Source organism: Clostridium novyi NT, from assembly GCF_000014125.1.
GTDB lineage: Bacteria > Bacillota > Clostridia > Clostridiales > Clostridiaceae > Clostridium_H > Clostridium_H novyi.
The window spans coordinates 818,360-844,088 of sequence record NC_008593.1; the positions used below are offsets into that span (position 1 = coordinate 818,360).

23 protein-coding genes are annotated in these 25,729 nt (G+C 27.5%); 16 read left to right on the forward strand and 7 right to left on the reverse strand.

Going from position 1 to position 25,729, the window contains the following annotated elements; translation table 11 throughout:
- The first annotated feature begins 151 nt into the window (after positions 1 to 151).
- Complete coding sequence (locus NT01CX_RS03695) at positions 152 to 832, forward strand: phosphatase PAP2 family protein (RefSeq protein WP_011721703.1); 681 nt, start codon at positions 152 to 154, stop codon at positions 830 to 832.
- A gap of 419 nt (positions 833 to 1,251) precedes the next feature.
- Here NT01CX_RS03695 and NT01CX_RS12200 read toward each other — a convergent pair whose 3' ends face one another.
- Both NT01CX_RS12200 and NT01CX_RS03705 read right to left on the reverse strand, forming a co-directional pair.
- A complete protein-coding gene (locus NT01CX_RS12200) occupies positions 1,252 to 1,584 on the reverse strand; it encodes a hypothetical protein (protein WP_187146698.1) in 333 nt (110 codons plus the stop codon).
- A gap of 50 nt (positions 1,585 to 1,634) precedes the next feature.
- A complete protein-coding gene (locus tag NT01CX_RS03705; RefSeq protein ID WP_011721705.1) occupies positions 1,635 to 2,552 on the reverse strand; it encodes a L,D-transpeptidase family protein in 918 nt (305 codons plus the stop codon).
- 122 nt (positions 2,553 to 2,674) lie between these two features.
- On the opposite strand from NT01CX_RS03705, the gene NT01CX_RS03710 reads away from it, so the two are divergent.
- Positions 2,675 to 3,868 carry a YgeY family selenium metabolism-linked hydrolase gene (locus tag NT01CX_RS03710; RefSeq protein ID WP_011721706.1) on the forward strand — a complete coding sequence of 398 codons (1,194 nt, stop codon included), beginning with the start codon at positions 2,675 to 2,677 and terminating at the stop codon, positions 3,866 to 3,868.
- Here the strand turns inward: NT01CX_RS03710 and NT01CX_RS03715 are convergent, their stop codons facing one another.
- Positions 3,869 to 4,501, reverse strand: coding sequence for a DUF4397 domain-containing protein (locus tag NT01CX_RS03715; protein ID WP_011721707.1), 633 nt, complete (start codon positions 4,499 to 4,501; stop codon positions 3,869 to 3,871).
- 149 nt (positions 4,502 to 4,650) lie between these two features.
- Between NT01CX_RS03715 and NT01CX_RS03720 the strand changes: the two genes are divergently transcribed.
- Complete coding sequence (locus NT01CX_RS03720) at positions 4,651 to 5,763, forward strand: aminopeptidase (protein WP_011721708.1); 1,113 nt, start codon at positions 4,651 to 4,653, stop codon at positions 5,761 to 5,763.
- A gap of 33 nt (positions 5,764 to 5,796) precedes the next feature.
- On the opposite strand, the gene NT01CX_RS03725 is transcribed toward NT01CX_RS03720, so the two are convergent.
- Positions 5,797 to 7,128: a D-alanyl-D-alanine carboxypeptidase family protein gene (locus NT01CX_RS03725; protein WP_011721709.1), complete on the reverse strand. Its 1,332-nt coding sequence runs from the start codon at positions 7,126 to 7,128 to the stop codon at positions 5,797 to 5,799.
- A gap of 137 nt (positions 7,129 to 7,265) precedes the next feature.
- Here NT01CX_RS03725 and NT01CX_RS03730 point away from each other — a divergent pair, with 137 nt between their 5' ends.
- The 4 genes from NT01CX_RS03730 to NT01CX_RS03745 all read left to right on the forward strand — a co-directional run bounded on the left by NT01CX_RS03730 (position 7,266) and on the right by NT01CX_RS03745 (position 9,256).
- Positions 7,266 to 7,868 (forward strand): NUDIX hydrolase, encoded by a 603-nt coding sequence (locus tag NT01CX_RS03730; RefSeq protein WP_011721710.1) that lies wholly within the window; start codon positions 7,266 to 7,268, stop codon positions 7,866 to 7,868.
- A 122-nt stretch (positions 7,869 to 7,990) separates the two neighbouring features.
- The gene (locus tag NT01CX_RS03735) at positions 7,991 to 8,632 is read left to right on the forward strand and encodes a lactate utilization protein (RefSeq protein ID WP_011721711.1); all 642 of its coding nucleotides are present in this window, start codon (positions 7,991 to 7,993) and stop codon (positions 8,630 to 8,632) included.
- Positions 8,633 to 8,652: 20 nt separating this feature from the next.
- Positions 8,653 to 8,952: a hypothetical protein gene (locus NT01CX_RS03740; protein WP_011721712.1), complete on the forward strand. Its 300-nt coding sequence runs from the start codon at positions 8,653 to 8,655 to the stop codon at positions 8,950 to 8,952.
- Positions 8,953 to 9,022: 70 nt separating this feature from the next.
- Positions 9,023 to 9,256: a hypothetical protein gene (locus tag NT01CX_RS03745; protein WP_011721713.1), complete on the forward strand. Its 234-nt coding sequence runs from the start codon at positions 9,023 to 9,025 to the stop codon at positions 9,254 to 9,256.
- 67 nt (positions 9,257 to 9,323) lie between these two features.
- Here NT01CX_RS03745 and NT01CX_RS03750 read toward each other — a convergent pair whose 3' ends face one another.
- Complete coding sequence (locus NT01CX_RS03750) at positions 9,324 to 10,799, reverse strand: nicotinate phosphoribosyltransferase (protein ID WP_011721714.1); 1,476 nt, start codon at positions 10,797 to 10,799, stop codon at positions 9,324 to 9,326.
- A gap of 243 nt (positions 10,800 to 11,042) precedes the next feature.
- Here NT01CX_RS03750 and NT01CX_RS03755 point away from each other — a divergent pair, with 243 nt between their 5' ends.
- From NT01CX_RS03755 to NT01CX_RS03780, 6 genes are all read left to right on the forward strand, one after another.
- Positions 11,043 to 13,226 carry an ATP-dependent helicase gene (locus tag NT01CX_RS03755; RefSeq protein ID WP_011721715.1) on the forward strand — a complete coding sequence of 728 codons (2,184 nt, stop codon included), beginning with the start codon at positions 11,043 to 11,045 and terminating at the stop codon, positions 13,224 to 13,226.
- 168 nt (positions 13,227 to 13,394) lie between these two features.
- Positions 13,395 to 13,688, forward strand: coding sequence for a hypothetical protein (locus tag NT01CX_RS03760; protein WP_011721716.1), 294 nt, complete (start codon positions 13,395 to 13,397; stop codon positions 13,686 to 13,688).
- 118 nt (positions 13,689 to 13,806) lie between these two features.
- Positions 13,807 to 15,924 (forward strand): cell division protein FtsA, encoded by a 2,118-nt coding sequence (locus tag NT01CX_RS03765; RefSeq protein ID WP_011721717.1) that lies wholly within the window; start codon positions 13,807 to 13,809, stop codon positions 15,922 to 15,924.
- Between the two features lie 18 nt (positions 15,925 to 15,942).
- Complete coding sequence (locus NT01CX_RS03770; protein ID WP_011721718.1) at positions 15,943 to 17,115, forward strand: M20 metallopeptidase family protein; 1,173 nt, start codon at positions 15,943 to 15,945, stop codon at positions 17,113 to 17,115.
- Between the two features lie 163 nt (positions 17,116 to 17,278).
- Positions 17,279 to 18,250, forward strand: a complete 972-nt coding sequence (locus tag NT01CX_RS03775; protein WP_011721719.1) for an RluA family pseudouridine synthase — start codon at positions 17,279 to 17,281, stop codon at positions 18,248 to 18,250.
- Between the two features lie 12 nt (positions 18,251 to 18,262).
- A complete protein-coding gene (locus NT01CX_RS03780) occupies positions 18,263 to 19,876 on the forward strand; it encodes a putative polysaccharide biosynthesis protein (RefSeq protein ID WP_011721720.1) in 1,614 nt (537 codons plus the stop codon).
- A 76-nt stretch (positions 19,877 to 19,952) separates the two neighbouring features.
- Here NT01CX_RS03780 and spoVB read toward each other — a convergent pair whose 3' ends face one another.
- A complete protein-coding gene (gene spoVB, locus NT01CX_RS03785) occupies positions 19,953 to 21,467 on the reverse strand; it encodes a stage V sporulation protein B (protein ID WP_011721721.1) in 1,515 nt (504 codons plus the stop codon).
- A gap of 182 nt (positions 21,468 to 21,649) precedes the next feature.
- Between spoVB and NT01CX_RS03790 the strand changes: the two genes are divergently transcribed.
- A complete protein-coding gene (locus NT01CX_RS03790; RefSeq protein ID WP_039227039.1) occupies positions 21,650 to 22,105 on the forward strand; it encodes a hypothetical protein in 456 nt (151 codons plus the stop codon).
- 21 nt (positions 22,106 to 22,126) lie between these two features.
- Positions 22,127 to 22,855: a hypothetical protein gene (locus NT01CX_RS03795; RefSeq protein ID WP_011721723.1), complete on the forward strand. Its 729-nt coding sequence runs from the start codon at positions 22,127 to 22,129 to the stop codon at positions 22,853 to 22,855.
- A gap of 76 nt (positions 22,856 to 22,931) precedes the next feature.
- On the opposite strand, the gene NT01CX_RS03800 is transcribed toward NT01CX_RS03795, so the two are convergent.
- Positions 22,932 to 24,155, reverse strand: coding sequence for a dicarboxylate/amino acid:cation symporter (locus NT01CX_RS03800; RefSeq protein WP_039242359.1), 1,224 nt, complete (start codon positions 24,153 to 24,155; stop codon positions 22,932 to 22,934).
- Positions 24,156 to 24,380: 225 nt separating this feature from the next.
- On the opposite strand from NT01CX_RS03800, the gene NT01CX_RS03805 reads away from it, so the two are divergent.
- Entirely contained in the window at positions 24,381 to 25,712 is a 1,332-nt protein-coding gene (locus NT01CX_RS03805; RefSeq protein ID WP_011721725.1) for a membrane protein, read from the forward strand.
- Positions 25,713 to 25,729 lie beyond the last annotated feature (17 nt).

The window sequence follows — 25,729 nt, forward strand, 5'->3', positions numbered from 1 at the left end:
ATAGCGTGTGTCAATTATTCAAGAAAATTTATTAAATTATAGATGACATTGTAATATAAACATAGTATACTAATATAGAATTTTAGTGTTATATTAATAAGAAGTTAAATAAAAATTTAAAATATAAATTATATAAAAAGGGGAGAAAAAAATGTACATAAGTAACTCAGATAATAACAATGGCGGTATAAAATATTATGTATACTTTTTAGGATTATTATCCATAGGTTGGATATCTTTTTTTATACTAAAACTTAGAGATAGCTTTGTAGCTGGAGGGGGCAAATTTGATAACTTAGCTATTAATTATGTTTCAAACATAAGAAATGCTTCTCTTAACAAATTGGTAGTTATAATAAGTAGAAGTGGGGATACAATAACTGCTATGATATTTACGATTTTAGTATTCTTTTTCTTCTATATTAAAAAAAGAAAACGCGATGGATATTTTTATGCTATAACAGTTCTTATAATTGCACTTATTAGTCAAGGAATTAAATTCATAGTTAAAAGACCAAGACCAACAGGAAATTGGCTTGTGCATATAGGGGGATATAGTTTCCCAAGTGGACATTCAATTCTTTCCATGACTGCCGCACTACTTATAATATACTTTATTTTATCTACAGTTAAAAATAAAGCATTGGCTATTATAATAAGTGTTTTAGTATATATTTATGGTTCTTTAGTAGGACTAAGTAGAGTATATGTTGGAGTTCATTATATAAGTGATGTTGTTGGAGGATGGACGGTATCAACTGTATTGGTATTTATAAGTTTACTTATATATACTAATATGAATAAGAATAATTCAACAAAATATATAGTATAAAAATAAATGCTATCTTAGAGATATTCTGAGATAGCATTATTTTTTTATTAATTATGAATAAATAGTCTAGTGCATTTTATTCCATAATATGGTAATATACATATATGTAAATAATTGGAAGTGAAATGGAGGGACTATATGGAGGACAAATTAATAATTATAGATGACCTAAGTAAATTTTCATTTAATACTATAAAAAAGAGAAGTTCAATTGATGAGTGTATATTAGAAATAATAAAGTGTTGCTTTATATTTTATGGAATAAGATTAATTTTTATCATGCCCATTTACATTTTTTCAGGTAGAACAATGGGATTATTCCAATTATACAATAATCGCTATACTTATAATAGTCCAAGCTATAATGATATTTGGGGGAACTTTAATAGTGCTTTTTTAAGTGTCTTTGAAAATAGATCCTACTTAATTAAATATATGATTATAAGCTTTATAATTTTTAGCATATTATTTGTTTTAATAAGTAAGTCTCCAATTGGAATACTAGTTAGTTTCTTTTTAATAATAGTATCGCCATATGTTGTATATAATGTTTGTTTACCTATAATTTCTTTTATGTATGTACCATTAAATTTTATTTGTTTATTTATAGATAATTGTATGCCAGATAGAATACCCATAATAGAGTTGTGGGGAATTTTAGGAGTGACCTTTGGCTCAATAAAAGCTTTTAGGAAAAGTAATAAAAAGACTTTTATTACTTTTCTTATATTATTAATTATATGTTTTGTCATCACAAATTACAAATTGTGTATAAAAGATGCTGTGCCTTTAAACAGTTTTTTTAATTTATATATATGGTTGATCCCTTAGGAATTTCATTATATATATATTTTGCGTTTTCTATAGAAAGTCTAATACAACCATGAGAAATTTTAGCACCTAAAGTACCATTTGCAATAGTTCCATTTCTATTTAATAAAACCGTATGAAATAAATAATTTCCACATATTTGAGTAAAGTATTTGCACATTAATCTAGGATTATTTTTCACAATAAATGCGTCTCCTTTATTTCCAACTTTAAATGTTCCTTTTATAGTAGGTGAGGAACTTCTTCCAACTGTACATGGCATGGACTTAATTAATTTCCAGTGATGATTATAACCCTTAAATATATATGTTTTTGGGGTATTAGTATTTACCCATATATAATAGTCTGTTTGACTATTAGCATTTCTTTTATTTATAAAATTTTCAAAGTTATTAGAGCTAATTACTGGAGAAAAAATATCGTCTTTAGGATTATACATGGTTTTCTCTGTTGGCTCTAAGGCTAATTTTTTTAAGGTTGATTCTCCGGCAACACCATCTCTATTTAGGTTGTTTTTCTTTTGAAAATCATATATGGCAATTTCCGTGGAAGATCCAAAAACGCCATCTGCTTTTATTTTATATCCAAATTTGTTTAAGTTATTTTGAAGTGTTTTAACGTCATCTCCTTTAGAACCAAGTTTTAATGGTGTTATTTTTTCTTCTTTAGGTTTTTCTTTTGATTCACTAGATTTATTTTTGTCTTTAGGAGTTTCTGACTTTTTTTCTTCTATTTGTTGAGGGTTTTTGTAAGTATTAGTATTTGATATAGCTTTAGTATCTAAATTATTATTGTTAGATTTTTTATGAATTTTCCATATACATAAGCTACTTAAAATGAATAATAAAATAAAAAATATTATGATTGCATTGTTTTCACATTTTCTCATTTTATACCTCCTATCTTAATTTAAATATATGAAGATAATAAAAAAATATTAACTATAAAAAGGGTTATATTTTTTTGAGAATTACAATACCATATATAGAAAAATATTAAGGAGCAGTATGTATGAAGTTAGAAAATAAATTGAATGCTAATGTAGAAAAATATAGAGAGGATATTGTAAGTTTTCTAAAGGATATAATAAATATACCTAGTGTTACGTTAAAAGAGGAAAAGGTTGCTTTTAGGATAAAAAAAGAAATGGATAGGGTAGGGTGTGATTGTAGTTTTATTGATGATTTTGGGAACGTAATTGGAAAAGTTGGAAATGGAAAAAATATTATAGTAATAGAAGCTCATATAGATACTGTAAATGCTGGAGATAGAGAACTTTGGGTTCAAAATCCTTTTGTAGCAAATATAAAGGATGGTGTAGTTTATGGAAGGGGAACTTTAGAGCAAAAGGGGGCAATTGCCTCTATGGTATATGCAGTAAAAGCTATAAAAGATTTGAATATTAAAGGAGAGTATACTTTATATATAATTGGATCCATAATGAAGGAAGAATATGATGGGGAGGCATTAAGATACATAATTAATAAAGATAATATATATCCAGACTATGTTATATTAACTGAACCTACAAATTTAAATATTCATATAGGGAGTATGGGTAGAGCTGAAATAGATATTATAATTAAGGGATTAAGTGCTGATTCTGGGTACCCTAAAATAGGGATAAATTCTATATATAAGGCTTCCCCTATAGTTAATGAATTAAAAAGACTTAATGATCTATATATGAAGAATCTTTCAGGGAAAGCCTTAATATCAGTTAATGAAATAATTTGTACAACTCCAAGTAAATCCTGTGTTCCAGATAAATGTATCATAAAAGTTGATAGTAGAATGTGGAATAGATATGCTTTAGGTGATATTTTAAATGATGTAAAAGCATTAAAAAGTGTTAAAAATTATGAGGTCAAAATAAGTACTACTAATAAAAAAACCTATACTGGATATGGTTATAATGCAAAACACGTTTTATTACCTTGGATTAATGAGGAAAATAGTTATATATTAAAAACAACAATTGAAACTTATAAAAGCTTATATAATAAAAGTCCTAAAATAGATAAATGGATTTTAACTACTAATGGCAGTATTACAGCTGGTGTATTTAATATTCCCACTATAGGATTTGGTCCTGGAAAGGAAATACTTGCATATGGACCTAGGGAACAAGTTTTAGTTGATGATTTATTAAAAGCTTCTGTAATGTATGCCTTATTGCCATTTAATTTAAGTAAATATAAGTAGTTATAAGTTTATATATGAATTACCATCAAGAGGAATTAAAACTTGTATAGAAGGAGTACCGTCTAAATATCCTACAGCGTATATTGTATAGAATCTATTTGGTTTTAAATTGATATTAGGTACAGTTAAAACAGTTTTATCACTTCCAGTAGGCTTAGCTTCTATTGTATAAGTTCCAACTTTTAAAGGTATATAATCTGTGCCTTCTTCAAATTCTACATCTTTGAAAAGTATTGTACCGTTAGGAAGTGTAATATCTACATTTGGAGTGCCAGGAGATAAATGAACAAATTTTACGTAAGCATTTCCAGGTGGAATTGGGAGTTTAGGTTCTAAATAAGGTAAAATTTGAATATCTTGAAGATTATTGGCTAGAGCTAAAGTTAAAATTGAATCAGTTGGAATTTTCATTCTAGTGTCTATAATAGGTGACGAAAGTTTTCCATGGGGAAATACTTTTACATTATATAGACCAGGGGATGTGGACATATACTCTGTAAATTCTTTATAAGCTAAGTTAGAAGTTATTAATTGACCATTAAAGTAAACATCTACAGCTGGTGCATTTGGTGATGCATTTAATAATCTCATAAATGATTTAGATTGTCTTTTCCAATCAGGATATAAGTACATATTAATATTCACCCTTTTAAAATATTTCTACATAATACAATATGTTTTCTTTTGGATATGTGTGATATATTTCTTAAAAAAGCTAAGTTGACGAATATATAGGGGAAATGTATAATCTATGAAGAATATTTTGTGTAGGGGGTAATAAAATGGCAGATGAAAGATTAAAAAAACTTGCAAAACTTTTGGTGAATTATTCAGCAGAAGTAAAAAAAGGTGACTTTGTACTTGTACAATGTGATGAAGTTTGTGAACCTTGGATGGTAGAAGTAGTAAAGGAAGCTATACTTGCAGGGGCTCATGTAGAAACTAAGTTGGATTCTCATGAGGTTAGTCAAATAAAATTAAAATATAGTTCAGAAGAACAACTACAAGAAGAAAATTATATTCAAAAAGTTGCACTTGAAAAAGCTGATGTTTGGCTTACTGCATGGGGAACAAAAAATACTAAAGCAAATGCTAATATTGATTCTAAAGTGCTTCAATTAGCTGCTAAGGGAGCCACTAGTTGGAGAGAAATTTATTCAGAAAAAATGGGTGACGGTTCTCTTAGGTGGTGTGGTACACAATTTCCAACTTATGCAGATGCTCAAGAAGCCAATATGAGTCTTAGTGAATATGAAGATTTTGTATATGGTGCAGGACTTTTAGATACTGAAGATCCAGTAGCAGAGTGGAAAAAAGTAAGTGAATATCATGAAAAATGGATAAAATATTTAGACACTAAAAAGGAATTACATATTATATCAGATGGAACAGATATAAAAGTTAATATAGATGGTAGAAAGTGGATAAATTGCGATGGAAAAGTTAATTTCCCAGATGGAGAAATATTTACATCACCAGTAGAAGATGGAGTTAATGGTCATATAACTTTTAGTTTCCCTGGAATTTATATGGGAAAAGAAGTTGAAGGAATAAGACTTGAAGTTGAAAATGGAAAAGTTGTAAAAGCTACTGCTAAAAAGGGAGAGGAATTACTAAATACTTTACTAAAAATTGATGAAGGTGCTTCAAGATTTGGAGAAGTTGCTATTGGAACAAATTACGGTATTAAGAAATTTACAAGAAATATGTTATTTGACGAAAAGATAGGTGGAACTATTCATATGGCAATAGGGGATTCTATGCCAGAAGCTGGTGGAAAAAATAAATCAACAATACATTGGGATATGCTTTGTGACATGAGAAATGGCGGAAAGATATATGCTGATGGTGAGCTTTTTTATGAAAATGGTAAACTTATAGAAGAAGTATTATAATAAAAAAACTGCTGGCAAAGTCAGCAGTTTTTTTTAAAAGATACGTCTATTTCTTCTACGGTTAAATTTATTTGAAATAAATTTAATTATACCCAAAATTAATGCAATAATTACTATAACACCAACTAAAGTACCTAGGTATAAAAAGATATTATCTTTAACTAATGTAGAAGAAGATATAGTAGGGTATAAGTCATAAGTTTTAGTTATACCTTTTTCTTTTAAAACTAGTTTTCCGACACTAGTGTTTTTACCTAATTGGCCTATAGAAAGTTTTGGTAGTTCAAATTCAGTCTTATTATAAGAGTTATTTAATTCATTATTATAGTAAGTGACATCCTCTTTTAAAGTTACAGGAACATTTATTGTTTTTACAGGACCAAAGAATTTTAATGGTCTATACTGTATTGGTAAAGTTTTTAATTCTATATTTGCTTTATATAGAGGAACTGGTTTTTGGAAATATGCAAAGTTCATTATCTTAGCCATATCATTAAAAACATAGGTATCATTTTTATCGTAAACTGATTTCATTACAACTCCAATAAGAACTCTATTGTCTTTGTTAAACATAGCAACTAAGCATCTTCCAGCCTTTGTAGTAAATCCTGTTTTACCACCTACACATACTGCATTAGATTCAGGAATGTTTTTTGAAATATTTCCTATAGTAGAAAGAAATTTAGAATCTAATACTGTGCCGACTAGTTTATTTCTATTTTGCGGATATCCAAGAATTCCATTAGATAATTCTACTTTAGATTTTTTTAAATTCATAGTGTTTCTTATCCATTCATTAGAATAAGCAGCTTTACCTATAATGCTTAAATCATAAGCCGAAGTATAGTGATCGGAAATTCCACTATCTAATCCATTAGGTGTTACAAAATGAGTATTTTTTAATCCTAGTTGTTTTACTTTGTCATTCATCATTTTAGCAAAGTTTTCAGTATTTCCTCCTACATTATCAGCTATCATAGAGGCTATGTCATTAGCTGAATGAAGAAGAAGTCCTTTCATTGCATCATCAGCACTCATTGTATCTCCAACTTTAAGTTTTCCTTTAAGGAAAGAACGCAAAGTATATTCTGGTTGTTTAATAGAACCTTCAGTATATGTAAGCATATCAGTAGGTTTTTTGTTTTCAGCTAGTAATAGAGCTGTTAAAAGTTTAGTTGTGCTTGCTGGATACATTGGAGATGCATCAGCATTTTTAGCATATATAACTTCACCTGTTTTAGCATCAATTACAATAGCAGATTTACCAACTATATTTGGTTCACTTAAATTATCAGCAAATGCTGTTGTACAAAATGAAAGAAATAGTAATGTTGTTAGTAATAAAGTTGAAATTTTACGTCTCAAAATCCATCTCTCCCAATTAAAAATTTATGTATTTATAATAGATTTAAATACGATTTTAGTATAACATTTAAATATGGTATAAACAACAAAAAAGTAATATAAAGTAATATAAACAAGTTAAAAGGAGAAATTTAGCAATGAATCATATAGTAGATATTTTTAGTGGTAGAAATGGAGAGTCAATAAATAAGTTAAAAAGAAGTGCAGTTATGATTTTGTTAATTGAAGAAGAAAATGATTTATACTTAATTTTAGAAAAAAGAGCATTAACTTTAAGAAAGCAGCCAGGGGATATATCACTTCCAGGGGGAGGAATAGAAATTGGGGAAACTCCAAGACAAGCTGCAATTAGAGAAACTTTTGAAGAGTTAAATATAGAAAAGGAAAATATTGAAGTTATAGGTGAAATGGATTACTTTATAACATCCTTTGATTCGGTAATATATCCCTTTGTTGGAACAATAAAAAATTTTAATGGATTTCCTAATAGAAATGAAGATGAAGTAGCTGAGGTATTTAAAGTTCCAGTGAAATTTTTCTTAGAAAACAAACCGGAAGAACATGAAGTGTTGATAAAACAACATTTTAAAGAGGATTTTCCTTTTGATAAAATAGTTAATGGAAAAAATTATAAATTCAGTCAAAAAACTTTTAATCAATATTTTTATACTTATAATGAACATGTTATATGGGGTATTACAGCAACCATTTTAAAAAGATTTGCGGATTTGATAAAATAGACATGTATTTTAAATTTATAATATAATTATATAGATAAAGAAATTTTTATATATTAAGTTAAAGGGAGGAGGATTTAGTGATAAATAAGTAGTCAAATACATATTTTCACTAAAGAAAACAAATGGAGAATATAAATAAATGGCATAATGAAATCATAGGTGAAAAAGTTGTTAAAGCTTTAAAAGAAAATTATTTTGATGCAATATATTTTGAAAAAAGAGAAGATGCAGCAAAATACATATTAGATAACGTAAAAGATGGAGATAGTGTAGGATTTGGAGGTTCAGTTACTATACAACAACTAGGCGTAAAAGAGAAAATAAAAGAAATGAATACAACAATATTAGATCATGGAGATCCAAATCTTACAGCGGAAGAAAAGCTAGATGTAAAAAGAGCACAGTTAACTAGTGATTTATTTTTATGTAGTAGTAATGCAATTACAATGAATGGAGAGCTTGTAAATATCGATGGTGCTGGTAATAGAGTTGCAGCTATGACCTTTGGACCTAAAAAAGTAATAGTTGTTGCTGGAATAAATAAAATTGCAACTGATGAGAGTAGTGCATTTGAAAGAATTAAAGTATTAGCAGCTCCCAAAAACACTAAAAGACTTTCAAAAAGCACGCCATGTACTAAAACAGGGGTATGTATGAACTGCAAAAATGAGGACAGAATATGTAGAATTTATTCTGTAATAAAAAGAAAGCCTATGGGAGCTAATATGACAGTTATAATAGTTGGAGAAGATATGGGATATTAATATTTTTAGGGGGATGTGTTATGAAAAAAAATTTAAAAAAGATATTATCTGGAGTTTTAGTAAGTTTAATTTTAATGTTTCAAGTAGTATTTTTTAGTGGAGATTATGCATATGCAAATACTAATACTAAAAATACAAACAACATAGAAGAAAGACAAAACAACAAGGATAAAAGCAAGGAAGTATCGGCAGGTAAAAAAGAAATTTCTAAACAAAGAATAGGAATTGGAGTAGGTGTGCTTTTGGTAGTTTTAGTTATTGGAAGAATTATTACTCCTAAAGAAGCTTTCGAGCCATTAAAGAAAAATAACAAAAAATAGAAAAGGTATTCATTTTTTACAATTAATGGGTTATAATAGACTTATTCATATAAGTCTAGGGGGTATAAATATGGCTAAGTGTCCATTCTTATCTACACAAAAAAAGAAAATTAATTGTTTTGATGAATGTCCATTTCATGAATACGAAGAATCAGATGGAATTTGTCCTTTTAAAGCAATGGAAACACATAAAACCTTTAAAATAGGATATTTATATAACGATTTATTTAAAAGTCAAAGTATCAGTTTATTAGATGAATTGTATGAAGAAAAAAAATTTACAAAAATATTTCAAGGGATTTAAAATATTAAAAAAGTGATTACACTTTATAAAATTATAATATATTTTATAAAATGTAATCACTAAAATTTTATTCGTATAAACTAGAGAATTTATCAAGTAAATCATGTTTTAATGTCCATAAATCTCTTGATAAGTCTACGTAATAAGTATGAGGATTTTCAAAACGTAGAACTTCTTCCCAAAGTTTTTCAGTTTCATTTTTTACGAAATTTTGAATTTCTTTAACAGAAGGGCTTTCATAACAACATTCACCTTTGTTAAATATTTGAATCATTAATTCTTTAGCATAATAATTAGTAAGTTTTTTCTTTTTCCATGTATGAATAGGATTAAATATTTCAAGTGGTTTTGAAAAATCTAACTTTTCATCTCTAAGACAGATTAAATCAGCTAAAGCCTTATCACTATTTTTATCAAATAATCTATATATTTTCTTAAATCCAGGATTAGTTATCTTTTCTTCGTTTTCACTTATTTTTATTTTTGGAATTACTTCGTCACCATCTTCAACAGCTACTAATTTATAAACTCCCCCAAATACAGGTTCTGATCTTGCAGTAATTAATCTTTCTCCAACTCCAAAACTATTAATTTGAGCTCCTTGACTTAAAACGTCAGTTATAATATGTTCATCTAAAGAGTTAGAAATTACTATATTTACGTCTTCAAAACCAGCTTCATCTAAAATCTCTCTGCACTTTTTAGTAAGATAAGTAATATCACCACTATCAATTCTTATTCCCTTTGGTCTGTATCCCATAGGTAATAAAATTTCATTAAATACTTTTATAGCATTTGGAAGTCCAGATTTTAATACATTATATGTGTCTATTAATAAAACACAATCATCAGGATAAGATTTTGCCCAAGCTTCAAAGGCTTGATATTCTGTAGGGAAAAGTTGTACCCAGCTATGAGCCATAGTACCAAGACATGGAACGTCAAACATTTGCTCAGCTATTGTACAAGCAGTTGCATTACAACCACCTATAATAGCAGCCCTTGCACCGTAAATTGCTCCATCATATCCTTGAGCACGTCTTGAACCGAATTCCATTACAGGTCTTCCCTCAGCTGCTCTACATATTCTATTTGCTTTAGTTGCTATTAATGTTTGGTGATTTATAGTAAGTAAAATCATGGTTTCTATAAATTGTGCTTGAATTACAGGTCCTTTAACTGTAACTAATGGTTCACCAGGAAAAACAGGATTACCTTCTGGTATAGCCCAAACATCACATTCAAATTTAAAGTTTTTTAAGTAATCTAGGAATTGTTCTGAAAACATATTTTTGCTTCTTAAATAGTTTATGTCTTCATCTGTAAATTTCAATGTAGAAAGATATTCTATTAATTGTTGAACTCCTGCCATTATACAGTATCCGCCACCATCAGGAACTCTTCTAAAAAACATATCAAAATAAGCTATTTTATTTCCTACATTATGATCAAGGTATCCTTTTGCCATAGTTAATTCGTAGAAATCTACAAGCATAGTAAGATTTCTGGTATTTTTAACACTAAAAATATTATTTATATCCATGTATTTCCCCTCTAACTAATAAAGTCTTTGTATATTCTTTGTGTATATACACTTATTTACTCATCTATTATTTTAATCCTTTATTGAGATTATTACAACAATTTTTAATTTTCTAAAGGAAAATAATGAAAAGTGTATTGGTATATATGTGAAAAGACTATTAAATAAAATCTATATGTAATTATATGTTATACTGTATGTTATAGTTTATACATTAACAGTAAATGTAAAGTAGGTGTAAATATGGTTGAAAATAGTATAAGAGATAAGTTTTTTTATTTAAGAGATAAAATTATTGAAAATAGATATAGAGAATTAAATGAAGAACAAATGAAGGCTGTTTTAAGTGATGAAAATAATTTAGCAGTAATAGCATGTCCTGGTGCTGGAAAAACAACAACTCTTATTAGAAGAGTAGATTATTTAGTTACATTTGGCCCTATTTACAACACAGATTATTGTCCAGAGGAAATCACAAATAGGGATTTAAATATTTTAGAAGATTATCTTAATTATAATAAAACAAATACAAGGTTGAACTACTTATTAAGACAAAAGGCAATAGATTCTAATAATATAATAATCATAACTTTTACAAGAGCTGCTGCAAAAAACATGAAAAAGAAATATAAAGAGCTTGGAAATCACAAGGGCATCCCATTTTTCGGAACATTTCATGGATTGTTCTATAAAATTCTAAGTAGAACAGAAGACAAAATAGAAATAATAAATACATCAATATCTTATAAGTTAATAAAGGGAGTACTTTCTACTTATTTAGATGAAATAAGTGATGATAAGGTAAAAGAAACATTAAATTCAATATCTTATTACAAAACTTTTACTGATGATAAAGAAAAGTTTAACCCCAACATGGACAAAGATATATTTTCAGAATGTTACAGGGCCTATGAAGATTTTAAACTTAGAAATAATCTTATGGATTTTGATGATCTTCAATTAAGGTGTAGAGATATGTTTATTAAAAATCTAAGAACACTTAATGGGTATAGGAAATTATTTAAATATATGTTAATAGATGAGTTTCAAGATTGTGATGGTATCCAAATTGAAATATTAAAACTTTTAAATGAGGATAATTCAATATTTGCAGTGGGAGATGAGGATCAGTGTATATATGGATTTAGAGGGTCAAAACCTGAATGTATGGTTAACTTTCATAAGTATTTTAAAGATGGAAAGAAGTTATTTTTATCTACAAACTATAGATGTCCTAAAAGCATAGTTGGAGCATCAGATTATCTTATAAAAAATAATAAAATGAGGAATGATAAAAATTTTAAAGCTAATAAAAAAGATATGGTAGAAATAAATGTTAGAAGTTATAAAGATGAAAGAGAACAATCGGACAGAATAGCTATGGATATTACAAAATTAATGTCTATGGGAGATTATAACTACGAGGATAATGCTATTTTATATAGGACTAATGTGGAGAGTAGAAGCTTAATTGATTCATTTATTAGAAAGAAAATACCTTTTAAATTATTAGATAAAGAATACAATTTTTTTGAACATTTTATATGCAAGGATATAATAGCCTATTTAAAACTTAGTATTGATTCATCAGATAAAGAAAGTTTTCTTAGAATTATAAATAAGCCTTTTAGATACATAAGTAAAATTAATTTGGCAAAGGTTGAAAAAGATAATTCTGGTTATGATTGTTTTGATATTTTAAAGGAAAATGAGAAAATTCCTCCTTTTCAATTAAAGAAAATAGATGAAATAAAGAAAGATATTCAAAATTTAAATAGAATGTCTTTATCAGGAGCTATAAATTCAGTATTACATACATTAGATTATTATCAGTATTTAAAGGATTATAGTATGAAATTTAAATTAGATATAAGTGAATTAGAAGAGATTCTAGAAGAGTTTATATCAGCATCACAGGATTATACTACTATAATTACTTTTCTTGCACATATTAGTGAAGTAAAAGATGAAATAAAAAATAATAAAAATAATGAAGAAAAAAATGGAGTTATATTTAGCACTATTCATGGCGTAAAAGGAATGGAATTTAAAAATGTATTTATTATAAATTGTAATGAAAATAATATTCCTTTTGGAAAAGAACATGAGGATATAGATATAGAGGAAGAAAGACGACTTTTTTATGTAGGGGTAACCAGAACCATAGAAAATTTATGGATATGTATGAGCAATGAAATTAAGGGAAAAAATAAAGTAGCATCAAGATTTATAAAAGAATGTAACCTTAAAACTGTTTATGATAAGTTATTTGAAAAAGATCAAATAGTAATCCACAAAAGTTTTGGAAAAGGTAAGATAACTAATATAAATGACAACATAGTTGAAATAGAATTTGAAAATAGCATAAAAAGAAGTTTTGATAAATTAGTTCTATATAATAATGGCCTTGTACAAAAACTAGTATAACACATATAAAAGTAATGTTTTTTATTATGATGTTTTAAGTTATAAATTGTATATGTTAATAAGGTGAAAAATGTTGACATTTTTAATATTCATATGCTAAACTGTTTGAAGAAAGTTTGTTTGTATATTTTGAAAGTTGAAAATAATACTTAAGTGGGGTGTGAGAGAGTGATTCCTTTTAAAAAAGTGTGGGAAGATTCTTTAACAATGATTTCTAAAGATGAAGTTAAGGAGTTAAATATAGTTGAAACATATAAAGGTGGATTTGTGGTAAAAGAAAATGAGGATATGGAGTTTATAAATAAGGACGATTTTATATACTTATGGAGTAAAATGATTTGTAACAACAACATATCAGAAGATGATGCATTAGTTAATGAAAAATTCAGATGCGTATATCAAATATTAAAAAAATTACCTTATGTTAGTGAAAGTGCTACTGGTCTTAAAATAATGGAGTAGGTAGTAAAAAACTAATTAAGGGCTTTATTGAATAAAATAATAGGATAATATATAATTTTATTAGGCTCATATTCTTAGAATATGAGCCTTTATATTGCGTTAAAAAGGGAGATGGCATATGAACATTTCAGATATAAATCCTAAAGATATAATATTTGCTCTAGATATTGGGACTAGATCTATTATAGGAAATGTAGGAATTGTAAAGGATAAGAAATTTAATACTATATGCGAAAAATACTTAGAACACGAAGAAAGAGCCATGATAGATGGTCAAATACATGATATTAATTTGGTGGCGAGTACAGTAAATTCTGTGAAAAAGTCTATTGAACAAGAAATTGGAGTGAACCTTCAAGATGTATCTATAGCAGCAGCGGGAAGGTTTTTAAGAACAATAGAAGTAAGTGCAGAAATAAATTTAGAAGATGATAAGGAAATAGATAGAGAAATAATAAGAAGTTTAGAACTTACCGCTGTAAAAAAAGCAGAAGAAGAAGTAAACAAAAAAACACAAGGAAAATTATATTGTGTTGGTTATAGTGTAAAAAACTATTATTTAAATGGATATATAATTTCAAATTTACTTTCTCAAAAAGGAGAAAAAATATCAATTGAAGTAATAGCAACTTTTCTTCCACGTTCTGTAGTGGACAGCCTTTATTCGGTTATGAACAAAGTTGGACTAAATGTAACTAGCTTGACACTAGAACCTATTGCTGCTATGGAAGCTGTTGTTCCTAAAAAATTAAGACTACTTAATATTGCATTAGTGGATGTAGGAGCAGGAACCTCAGATATAGCCATAAGTAGTAATGATAGTATAAGTGCTTATGGAATGGTGCCAATGGCTGGAGATGAGGTTACAGAAGCTATTGTTCAAAACTTTTTAGTAGATTTTAATACTGCCGAAAAGATAAAAATAGCAACATCTAAGGGAGAAAATATAGAGTTTGTAGATGTACTTGGAATTGAAAATGAAGCTACTGTAGAAGATGTTGAAAAAGTTATAAAACCAGTTGCTAATAAAATAGCTGAAGAAATAGGAGAAAAGATAATTGAATTAAATGGCGGAAGAGCACCAAATGCGTTATTTTTAGTTGGTGGAGGAGCTCATACACCATATTTTAAGGAAGCCTTAGGGGAAAGTTTAGGATTAATAGAAAAAAGAATAGCTATAAAATCAAGGGATGCAGTTATAGATTGTGTAGATTATGATGAAAGTTTAGGGAGTACAGGTGTTACTGTTCTTGGAATAGCTTTAGTTGCAATTAAAAAGTCAGGGCATGATTTTATTGATATTATTTTAAACGATGAGGTAATAAGTCTTTTCAACTCTCATAAACATAAAGTTATGGATGTAGTACTTCAATCAGGAATAAATCATAAAGCCTTAATAGGTAAGAATGGTAAAAATATAAGATTTGTTTTAAATGATATTACAAGAGTTGCCTTTGGAACACTAGCCACAGGTGCAAAAATATATGTAAATGGAGAAAGTGCTACTATTGATAGTGAAGTAAAAGAGGGAGATAGAATTAAAATTTCCTTTGCAAAAGATGGAAAAGATGCAGCGCCTACAGTAAAAGAATATTTCAAAAATATTAATACAGTAAGTTTTTATTTAAATGATGAAATAGAAAATATATATCCTATAGTATTTATAAATGATGAAAAAGCATCATTTGATGATATTATAAAAGAAGGAGATAATGTAAAAATAACATTTCCAAATACTTTAGGAGAATATATAAAATATTATAATAGTGATGAAAAAGAAGATTATTGTTATTATATAAATAATAGTGAAGTTGATTGTTCTTATGTGATTAAAGAAGGGGATAAAGTATATAAAATAAAAAAGTATACTGAAGATTGCATAGAAAACACTAATATTATTAAAGATGGAAAAGATAAACAAATATTAATTGAAGAAAGTAAAGAGCTAATTGAAAATAAAGACATTGAAAATAAAGAAGAAAAAAATTTAGAATATAATAAAATGAATAATAAAAGTGAAAACTTATATAAGGAAATTCATATAGTAGTTAATGATGAGAAAATTACTTTAAAAGAAAAAGAAAAGTATGTATTTATTGATGTTTTTAATTATATAGACTTTGATTTAACAGTTTCAAAAGGAAATTTAGTACTTTTATTAAATGAACAAAAAGCAGGATACTATGATGAGCTTAAAGACGGAGATGTTATAAAAATATTTTGGGAAAATATTTAACTAAAAGGGAGCAATCTAATGGAAATTATAAAAGAAGCTAATAAAATAAAAGAAGAATTAATTAATATAAGAAGAGATTTTCACATGAATCCTGAATTAGATTTTGATCTTCCAAGGACCACAGGAAAAATAGAAGAAATATTAAAAAAAGAAAATATAGAATATTACAGAACATCTAAAAATGGAATTTGCGCTATTATAAGAGGAAATGGTGAAAAAACAATAGCAATAAGGGCGGATATGGATGCACTACCTATGGAAGATAGAAAACATTGTGAGTATTCATCTAAAGTAAAGGGAAGAATGCATGCTTGTGGTCATGACGTGCACACTACTATTTTAATTGGTGCCTGTAAAGTATTAAATACCATGAGAGACAAACTAAATGGAAATGTAAAATTTATTTTTGAACCAGCAGAAGAAACTACAGGTGGAGCTATTCATATGATTGATGAAGGAGTTCTTGAAAATCCTAAAGTTGATGCCATAATAGGTCTTCATGTAGAGCCTAATATAAGTGCAGGAAAAATAGGAATAAAAAGAGATGTTGTAAATGCAGCATCCAATCCATTTACCATAAAAATAATGGGTAAAGGTGGTCATGGTGCATATCCACATAGCACTATAGATCCTATTATAATAAGTGCAAATGTAATAAATGCACTTCAAAATATAATTAGTAGAGAAATACCTCCAACAGATGCGGCTTTAATTACTATAGGGTCAATTCATGGAGGAACAGCTCAAAATATAATACCAGAAGAAGTTGAAATATCAGGTATTATGAGAACAATGACAAAAGAGCATAGAGAGTATGTAAAGGAAAGATTAGTTCAAGTAGTTACAGGAGTAACAGAATCAATGAGAGGAAAATGTGAAATTAAAATTGATGAAAGTTATCCTTGTCTTTATAATGATGATACTGTAGTGGATATTCTTGAAAATTCAGCAAAAACTATAATTGGAGAAGAAAATATAATATCTTTAAAGAAGCCAACTATGGGAGTTGAAAGTTTTGCGTATTTTTCTATGGAAAGACCATCAGCTTTCTACTACTTAGGAACAGGTAATGCTGAAAAAGATACAAATTATCCACTTCATAGTAATTATTTTAATGTAGATGAAGATGCAATTACAATTGGTGTTGAGATTCATTGTAAGACAGTAATAGACTTTTTAAACAACTTATAAAGAAGAACCTTACAAGCTATTTATAGTATTATAAACTACGGCTTGTAAGGTTTATATAATAATTAAGTTGTAAACTCATATTTATTAGTATATAATTTTTGTATTGCGTCGAAAAAGAGAGATTATTAATAGAATATATGGTATTATCATTTGGAGGTATAATATGAGAATAGAAATAGGACCTAATGAAGCGGGACAAAGACTAGATAAATTTTGCAGAAAATGGTTAGAAGATGTTCCACTAGGAGCTATATTTAAAGCACTTAGAAAAGGCGATATTAGAGTAAATGGAAAAAAAGCAAAACAAAATTATTTTCTTGAAGAAGAAGATGTAGTAGAGACAAAATACATTGAATCTTACAAGAAAAACAAAAAAAATGTTCCAAAGAAGTTTCAAGAAGTTAATTTTAGTTCAATTAAAATAGCTTATGAAGATGAAAATATGCTTATTATTGAAAAATGGCCAGGTGTTTTAGTGCATTCTGATAAAAAAGATGGAGATCCTACATTAACAGATTATGTACTATCTTACTTATTTAACAAAGGAGAATATATTCCAGAAAATGAAGTCACATTTACTCCAGCTCCATGTAACAGATTGGATCGTAACACTTCTGGAATGGTTATATTCGGTAAGAATTTCAAAAGCTTGAAATTGCTAAATGAAATGATAAGAGAAAGAAAGATAAGTAAATATTATAATGCATTAGTTAAAGGAAAAATAAGAGAAGGACGTTATGAAGCTTACATATCTAAAGATCAGATAAATAATATATCTGAAATACATTTAAACAAAAAACCAAATTCTAAGAAAATAGCTATGGAAGTAAAAGTTATAGACACAGTAGGAACATTTTCTTTCTTAGAGCTTGATTTAATAACAGGTAGAAGCCATCAACTTAGAGCACATTTATCATTCCTTGGAAATCCAATAATAGGTGATGATAAGTATGGTGATAGAAAGTTAAATAGCTTCTTTAATAATAAATATGGATTGAGCTTTCAATTCTTGTATGCTTACAAATTAATCTTTAAAGATTGCCCAGAAGAACTTGCTTATATGGAAAATAAAATCATAACACAAGCTTTACCTCCAATATTTAAAAAGGTAAAAAAGGATGTTTTGAAATTTTAGGGGAGTTTTAGTATGAAGAAACAATCAACTACTAAAGGGTTCGCAATATTGTCGGCAGCAGGGATAATTGTAAAATTATTATCCCTTTTATACATACCCTTTTTAAAAAGAATAATAACTTTAAATGGATATGGAATATATGGTGCATCTTATAAAATATATGTTTGGATATATGTTCTTGCAAATTCAGGTATACCAGTTGCAATATCAAAACTAGTATCTGAATATATGGCTCTTGAACATTATAAAGATGCAATAAAAAGTTTTAAAATAGCTAGATTTATGATGCTTATTATTGGAACGGTCATGAGTTTATTTATGTTTATTCTTGCGGGACCACTTGCAAATGCAATTGGGTATCCTAATGCTAAATTATCTATAATGGCTCTTGCACCAACTATATTTTTTACATCAATAGTATCTTGTTATAGAGGATATTTTCAAGGTAGAGGAAATATGACTCCAACAGCTATTTCACAAATATTAGAGCAGATAATAAATACTATCTTTACTCTTGTATTTGCAGCTATGCTTATGAAGTATGGTGTAGATGCAGGATGTGCAGGGGGAACGCTTGGTACTTCACTTGGTTCACTTATTGCGGCTGTATATCTTATAATTGTATATGAAAAAAATAAAGTTATTAGAGTGCCAAAGGGACATAAGTATGAAGATAAAAGTGTGCATACAAATAAACAACTATTAAAAAGAATTGTTCTCTATGGACTTCCTGTAGTAATTTGTGTTGGACTTCAATATTCAGGAGATATAATTGACCTTGGAATAGTAAAGAGAAGATTATTACATTGTGGACTTTCAGATGTTGCAAGTAATGAAAAGTGGGCTTTATTTAACATGTATAGAACGCTTCTTAGTGTTCCTATAACTATGGTATCTGCTCTTGCTGCAACAGTATTACCAGCAGTGTCAAGTGCTTATTCCATAAGGGACAAGGATGAAGTTAGAAATAAAGTAAATTATGCATTTAGATTTTGCTTTTTAGTGGCAGTTCCATCTGCTATTGGACTTGCAGTGTTACACGATGGTGTATTCCAATTATTATTTAAAGAATCGCAAGGAGGGGTATTCCTTCTATATGGTTCCATTGTGTTAATATTAAATGCTATAGTTCTTATACAAACATCAATACTTCAAAGTATAGGAAAGTTATATGCATCGACAGTATTTATGGTGTTTGGTGTTATTGGGAAGATAGTTACAAATTACATTTTAGTTGGAATTCCTAAAATAAATATATTAGGAGCTATATTTGGAAACATGATGTTTTTCTTAATACCATTAGTTCTTAACTATAAACTAATAAATAAAGTTCTAAGATTAAGAGTTAAACTTATAGCTCACTTTATAAAACCATTCTTAGCTTCTGTTTTAATGGGAATTGTGGTTTATGGTTCATATATTTCAGTTAAAATATTAATACTGAACTTTGCAGTTACAGGATATTTAAATGATGCCATATCTACAATAATAGCCGTTGTAATAGGTATGTTTATATACATTTATGGACTTGTTATAGTAGGTGGAATAAGAAAAGAAGATATGAATGAATTCCCAAGTAAAATTACAAGATTGATACCTAAATTTCTTTTAGAAAAAGTAAAATAATAAATGAATGAATATATAATAAAATAAAATTAGCATAATGAAAATGCCCTAAAGACTTATTCTTTAGGGCATTTTATTATTGTTTTTTTAGTGTTTTAGATAAAATAGAATTTATACTGAAGAATAAGAAGAAGGCAAAAATTATTATTGTTATTATTTTAAATTTAAAAAATGATCCTGGTATTAAATTATTCATAATATTTATTATAAAATAAATTAGTAGACTTAAAAGAATATCTATAAATATATTTTCATTATGAAATTCCATATAACATTTTTTATTTATTTCATGAATGTTTAAAATAAAGCTAGTTATGGAAGTTATAAGTAAGCTTATACCATATCCAAGTATGTTTATGCTAGGAATTGAAGTTAGTATATATAAAAGAATAAGTTCCTCCACAGCTACAATTATTGAATTCCTAAGTAAAACTCCTTGTTTACCAAGCCCATTTAAAATGCTAAAGGTTGTTACTGATAAGTAAGTAAACGGGGCAGAGATTGCGGCAAACTTAATATAAGTTCCAAGATCATCACGGGCAAAGAATAGTTTACCTAAAGATGTTGGAATGCTGAAACATACAATTAAAGTCGCAAGTCCAATTAAAAATGAAAGTTTAATTACTTGTGTTAATCTCTCTTCAAGAAGCATGTATTCTTTCTTTTCAACGTTTTCTGCAATATCTGGTATAAGAACTATGGACATTGATGTTATAACTACTAAAGGAAAGAATATTATTGTAAGCGCCATTCCAGAGAACTTTCCAATCATTCCAAGAGCCGTTGTATGACTAAATCCTGCAAGAAGAAGTCTTCTTGGAAGAATTAACGTAGAAACTGTGGATATTGCTGTAGTTAAGAATCCATTTAATGAAAGCGGAACTGCCATAAATAAAATATCAAAAAGTAGTTGAGCACCATTTTCAAGAGGGTATTCATCACATTTACTAAAATCTTTAGCTTTACTTATTTTATAAAAAATATATAGTAATAAGAAGCTTACAAATTCACCAGCAGCAAGGGCCGCATAAACAGAGGTTACTGTGTACTCTATTTCTTTTATAGGCAATGCTTTTATTATAAGTATAGTTACTATTATCCTAATGAATTTTTCAAATATGTCTATTAGTGCAGGAGTATTTACATTGGATATTCCGTAAAAATACCCTTTTATTATTGAAGAAAGTGCTACGAATGTTAAAGCGATACACACTAGTATTAAACTATAAATACTTCTAGGATCTTTTATAATTTTTATACTTATGTATTTTGAATTCATTGATACAAAAAGAGCAATAAAAATAGCCCATATTAAATCAAATACCATTGTTGCATGAACGCATTTATGTAAGTTTCTACAGTCATTTTTACTATAAAATGAAGAGGCTTGTTTTGAAAGGGCGGTTACCATACCACCACAGACAAGACAACAAAACAAATCATATATAGGCATTATAAGAGCATAAAGTCCTGTACCTTCAGCTCCAAGTTCTCTAGACAGGATTATGGAAAAAACAAATTTTAAAATACCTGTTGTAGAATTAGATAAGGTTAATAGTATGGAGTTTTTTACAAATTTATCAGCTTTCATATTACCCAACCTTTCACAATTAATAACACTAATAATTATGTTACAGAAGCTCATTATATTCTAAATTTCATAAATCAGAAAATATTACATATATATTTATATTTATATATAAAAGAACTAAATTCGACAAATAGCATATTATAAATTAGAAAGTATAAAATTTATAAAAGGAGATGGGTGTTTTGGAAACACTTAAAAATAGAAGTAAAGAAGATATTTTAGAAGACTTAAAAAAATGTGAAGACAAACTAATGGAGCTTTTTAAAAATATAAATGAAGAAACAAATAAGATAGAATCATTAAATGAAGAATTAGATAGAATAGAAGAAAATAGTGAAGAAATTATTAACAATAATGTAGATAGAATAAATCATTTAAATGATGATGAAAAATTTACTAGACATGGTTCTGGAAATAGAAAAATACAATGTACTGGACAAAGTTTTGCTGAAGCACATGGAAGATATACTGTATCTGAGGATAAAGTTCTTAAAAATAAAGCTGTAGCAAGAAGTATAGCAGTCGGAAAGCACAATGTATGGTCTATGACTTCAAGTTGGTTAAAATGTAAATGTGCAAAAAAATGTGATGATAGAGCTTATTGGTGTATATGTAAACCTATAAGGGATTGCCATTAATGGTAAGGGGGTTGGACAATTATGGAAGATTTAAAGAATAATATAAATAATCTTAAAGAAAAAATAAAAGAAGTAGTAAAAGAAATAGAATTAGAGTTAAAAAATTCAAAAAATATAATAAAGAATATAAAAGAAATTAATCCAGAAGTAATAACATCAAATTTGCGTAATGGAGATGTATACTGTAGTTCAATGGCAAATGCAATGGCAAGTAGTGATTGGTATACTGCAACTGCTACTATGGCCTATCCTAATTATAGTGAATTTTATGCAATAGCTATTGGATGGAGTTATGCTATTGCAGGAGGAGAATCTTTGGTGAGTTGTGTTTGTGGTGATTTTGCTCCTTTGCAAAATAAAAATGGAACAGATATGAAAACAAAGTATATTTCTAAATTTAATAAAGATATTGAAGAAAATAAAGAAATTAAAAAGTTAAAAGAGTCAATAAAAAATAAATGCCAAAGGATAAAAGGTTATGTAGATGAAATAATAAAGATTACTCGATATGAACAAATAAATAATATAGATGATGACAATATAAAGATAATAAAATCAAATGGAGTAACCTTAGTTTGCGTAGGATATGCTTCATCAGAAGGATATGGTGATAAGGCTAGCAACTCTTACAGTGGTGTTATTAATAATGAAAATTTAGCAACTTCTTATTCTAGAGCTGATTCAATAGGAAATAATGTAGCTATAGTGTATGGATATTCTTATTTAGATTGCAACTGTAAGCAATGTTAAGATAAGTAGTAATAGTGGGAAAAGACTATGTTTCAAAAATTTTTGAAACATAGTCTTTTTAACATAATGTAAAATTTTATTTTGATTTACCAATACTATCAACGATAACAGCACATGCTGCATCTCCAGTTATATTAACTGAAGTTCTTATCATATCAAAAATTCTATCTACTGCTATTAATATTGGAAGTCCTTCTACAGGAATTCCAGCTGATATTAGTACAGCGACTACTAAAAGAGAAGGACCAGGCACACCTGCTTGTCCTATAGAACCTATTGTTGCTGTAAATATGATTGCAATGTATTGATGGAATCCTAAATGCATTCCAAACATTTGAGCAAAGAAACAGCACACTAGAGCGTAGTACATAGCGTTACCGTTCATATTAATAGTAGCTCCTAAAGGAAGTACAAAAGAAGTTGTTTCTTTTTTTACTCCTAATTCTTTTTCGCATATTTCCATACTAACTGGAAGTGTTGCCATAGAAGATGCAGTTGATAATGCTAGTAACTGAGCTTCATATATTTTTTTAAAGAATTTAATAGGAGATGTTTTTGAAAATGCTTTAATGGAACCTCCATAAACCATAAACATGTGTATTAAAAGTCCAAATATGAAAATAATTAAAAGTTTAAAAATAAGTAAAAGAACTTTGTTTCCAAAACTTCCAGTAGCATCAGCCATTAATGCAAATACCCCGATTGGAGCAGTATACATAACTTTGGTTATAACATATACAAGAGCATCTGTGACACCACTAAAAAATGAGATTACAGTATCTTTACGGTCATCTTTTAAAGATGCAATTCCAAATCCAAAGAATAAACTAAAGAATAAAATAGCAAGTATATTTCCCTTTACTAAAGATTCAAAAGGATTCGTTGGAATAATTTCTTTTATAGTTTGCCAAAATCCTGGCATGGAACCCTTAGAAGCGTATTGAAGTGAGAACATAGACTGTACAGCACTTTTATCAATACCTATTCCTGGTTTTAAAAATTCTCCTAAAATTAATCCGAGTGCAACTGCTATAGCTGTTGTACCTAAATAATAGGCAAAGGTTGCAAGTCCCATTTTTCCAGCTGATTTAGAATTACCAATAGATGCAGCACCAGTAATTATTGATGTTGCAACTAGGGGAATAACCACCATTTTTATAAGTTGCATAAATACATCTCCAAGTGGAGCAAATATAGATGTCTTACTACCCATTAAAGAGCCTACTAAAATGCCTAGTATCATTGCAATTATAATCCATACACCTAGATTATTAAAAATGCTTTTTTTCTTCTTTTGCACAAAATACACCTCATTTATTTATAAAATAATATGATAAATTTTAAACATATATAGATATATTAAGATAATTTCATAATAAAATCAATAAAATAATGATAAATACTCATGCTTTATATTAATTAACCTTAAAATTATCAAAGAATAACAATTAAAGTAAATTTTAATCATATAGTTTTTAAAATAAAGTATATTTTATATAAGAGAAATTTAAAATAGGAGGAAAAAATGAAAAAATTCTTCAAATCTTTAGTTATAATAATAATTTTTACAATTATAGCTTTGTTATTAAAAAAATATCACATAAAAAATTATAAAATTCATGTAAGAGAAGATAATATTAATGTGAACATGCAGTACAAGGGAGTTAAAGGTGCAAAAGATTTTACATTAGATAATGAGAAAAATTTTTATATAGCCTATAAAGATAAAATACAATTAATAGACAAACAAGGTAAAAGCTTTGATGTATTAAAAGATAAAAATCTTAATATAAATAGTATTGAATATTACAAGGACAATCTATACTTTGCAAGTAATTCATCTGTATATAGTTATGATTTACATAATAAAAAGCTAACAGAAATCATAAAAAATATCCCTAATTTTGGAGACTATAATAAAAGTTTAATAAAAATAAATAAAGATTTTTTATATATAACAATAGGAGCAGCTACAAATTCAGGAGTAGTTGGAGAAGATAATAAGTGGATGAGGGATTATCCTTTTGGTCATGATATTTCTCCCCGTAAGATTATTTTAAAAGGAAATAATTATAATGGTAATACAGGTGGATTTTTAAATTACGGTACAAAAAGTATACAAGGACAAATAGTACCTGGTCATTTTCCAGGAAATGCTTCTATAATATATTACAATTTAAAAAATAGAAAAATAAAAAACTTTGCTTGGGGTATAAGAAATGTAAAAGGAATAGATTTTGATAGCAAAGATAAAATTATAGTATCCATAGGAGGTATGGAAAATAGGGGTTCAAGACCAATAAAGGGAGACAAAGATTATATCTACAGAATAAATAAAGAAAATTGGTATGGATGGCCTGACTACAGTGGAGGAGATCCTGTAAATTCACCTAAATTTAAAGATAATAAAAATAGAAGAGTGGATTTTATACTAGATAATCATCCAACAACTAATCCAAGTGCACCTATATATATGCACAAATCTTTAGGAACACTAGGAAGCCTTTTTGTAGATAAAAGTGGCATAGTAGGAGAAAAAAATTCTATATGTTTTTTTGACAATAAAGAAAAAAAGTTATTTTCGTTAAATAAAAAAGGAATAGTAAAAGAGAAGGTAGAATTTTATAAAGAGTGTAACATAACAAGTATAAAAAACATATTTAATAATATATATTTATTAGATTCAAATACTGGAAATATATACAATATAGGATATAATAATAATTGTGGAGAAAATATATCTAATAAGCCTATAATTGTTTTTATATCAATATTAATAATTATTATGATAATTTCTATATTAAAGATTTTCATTTCTAAATTAACAAAAGAAAAAAATAAAAATTACTTAGTTTAAGGAGAATCAGATATACT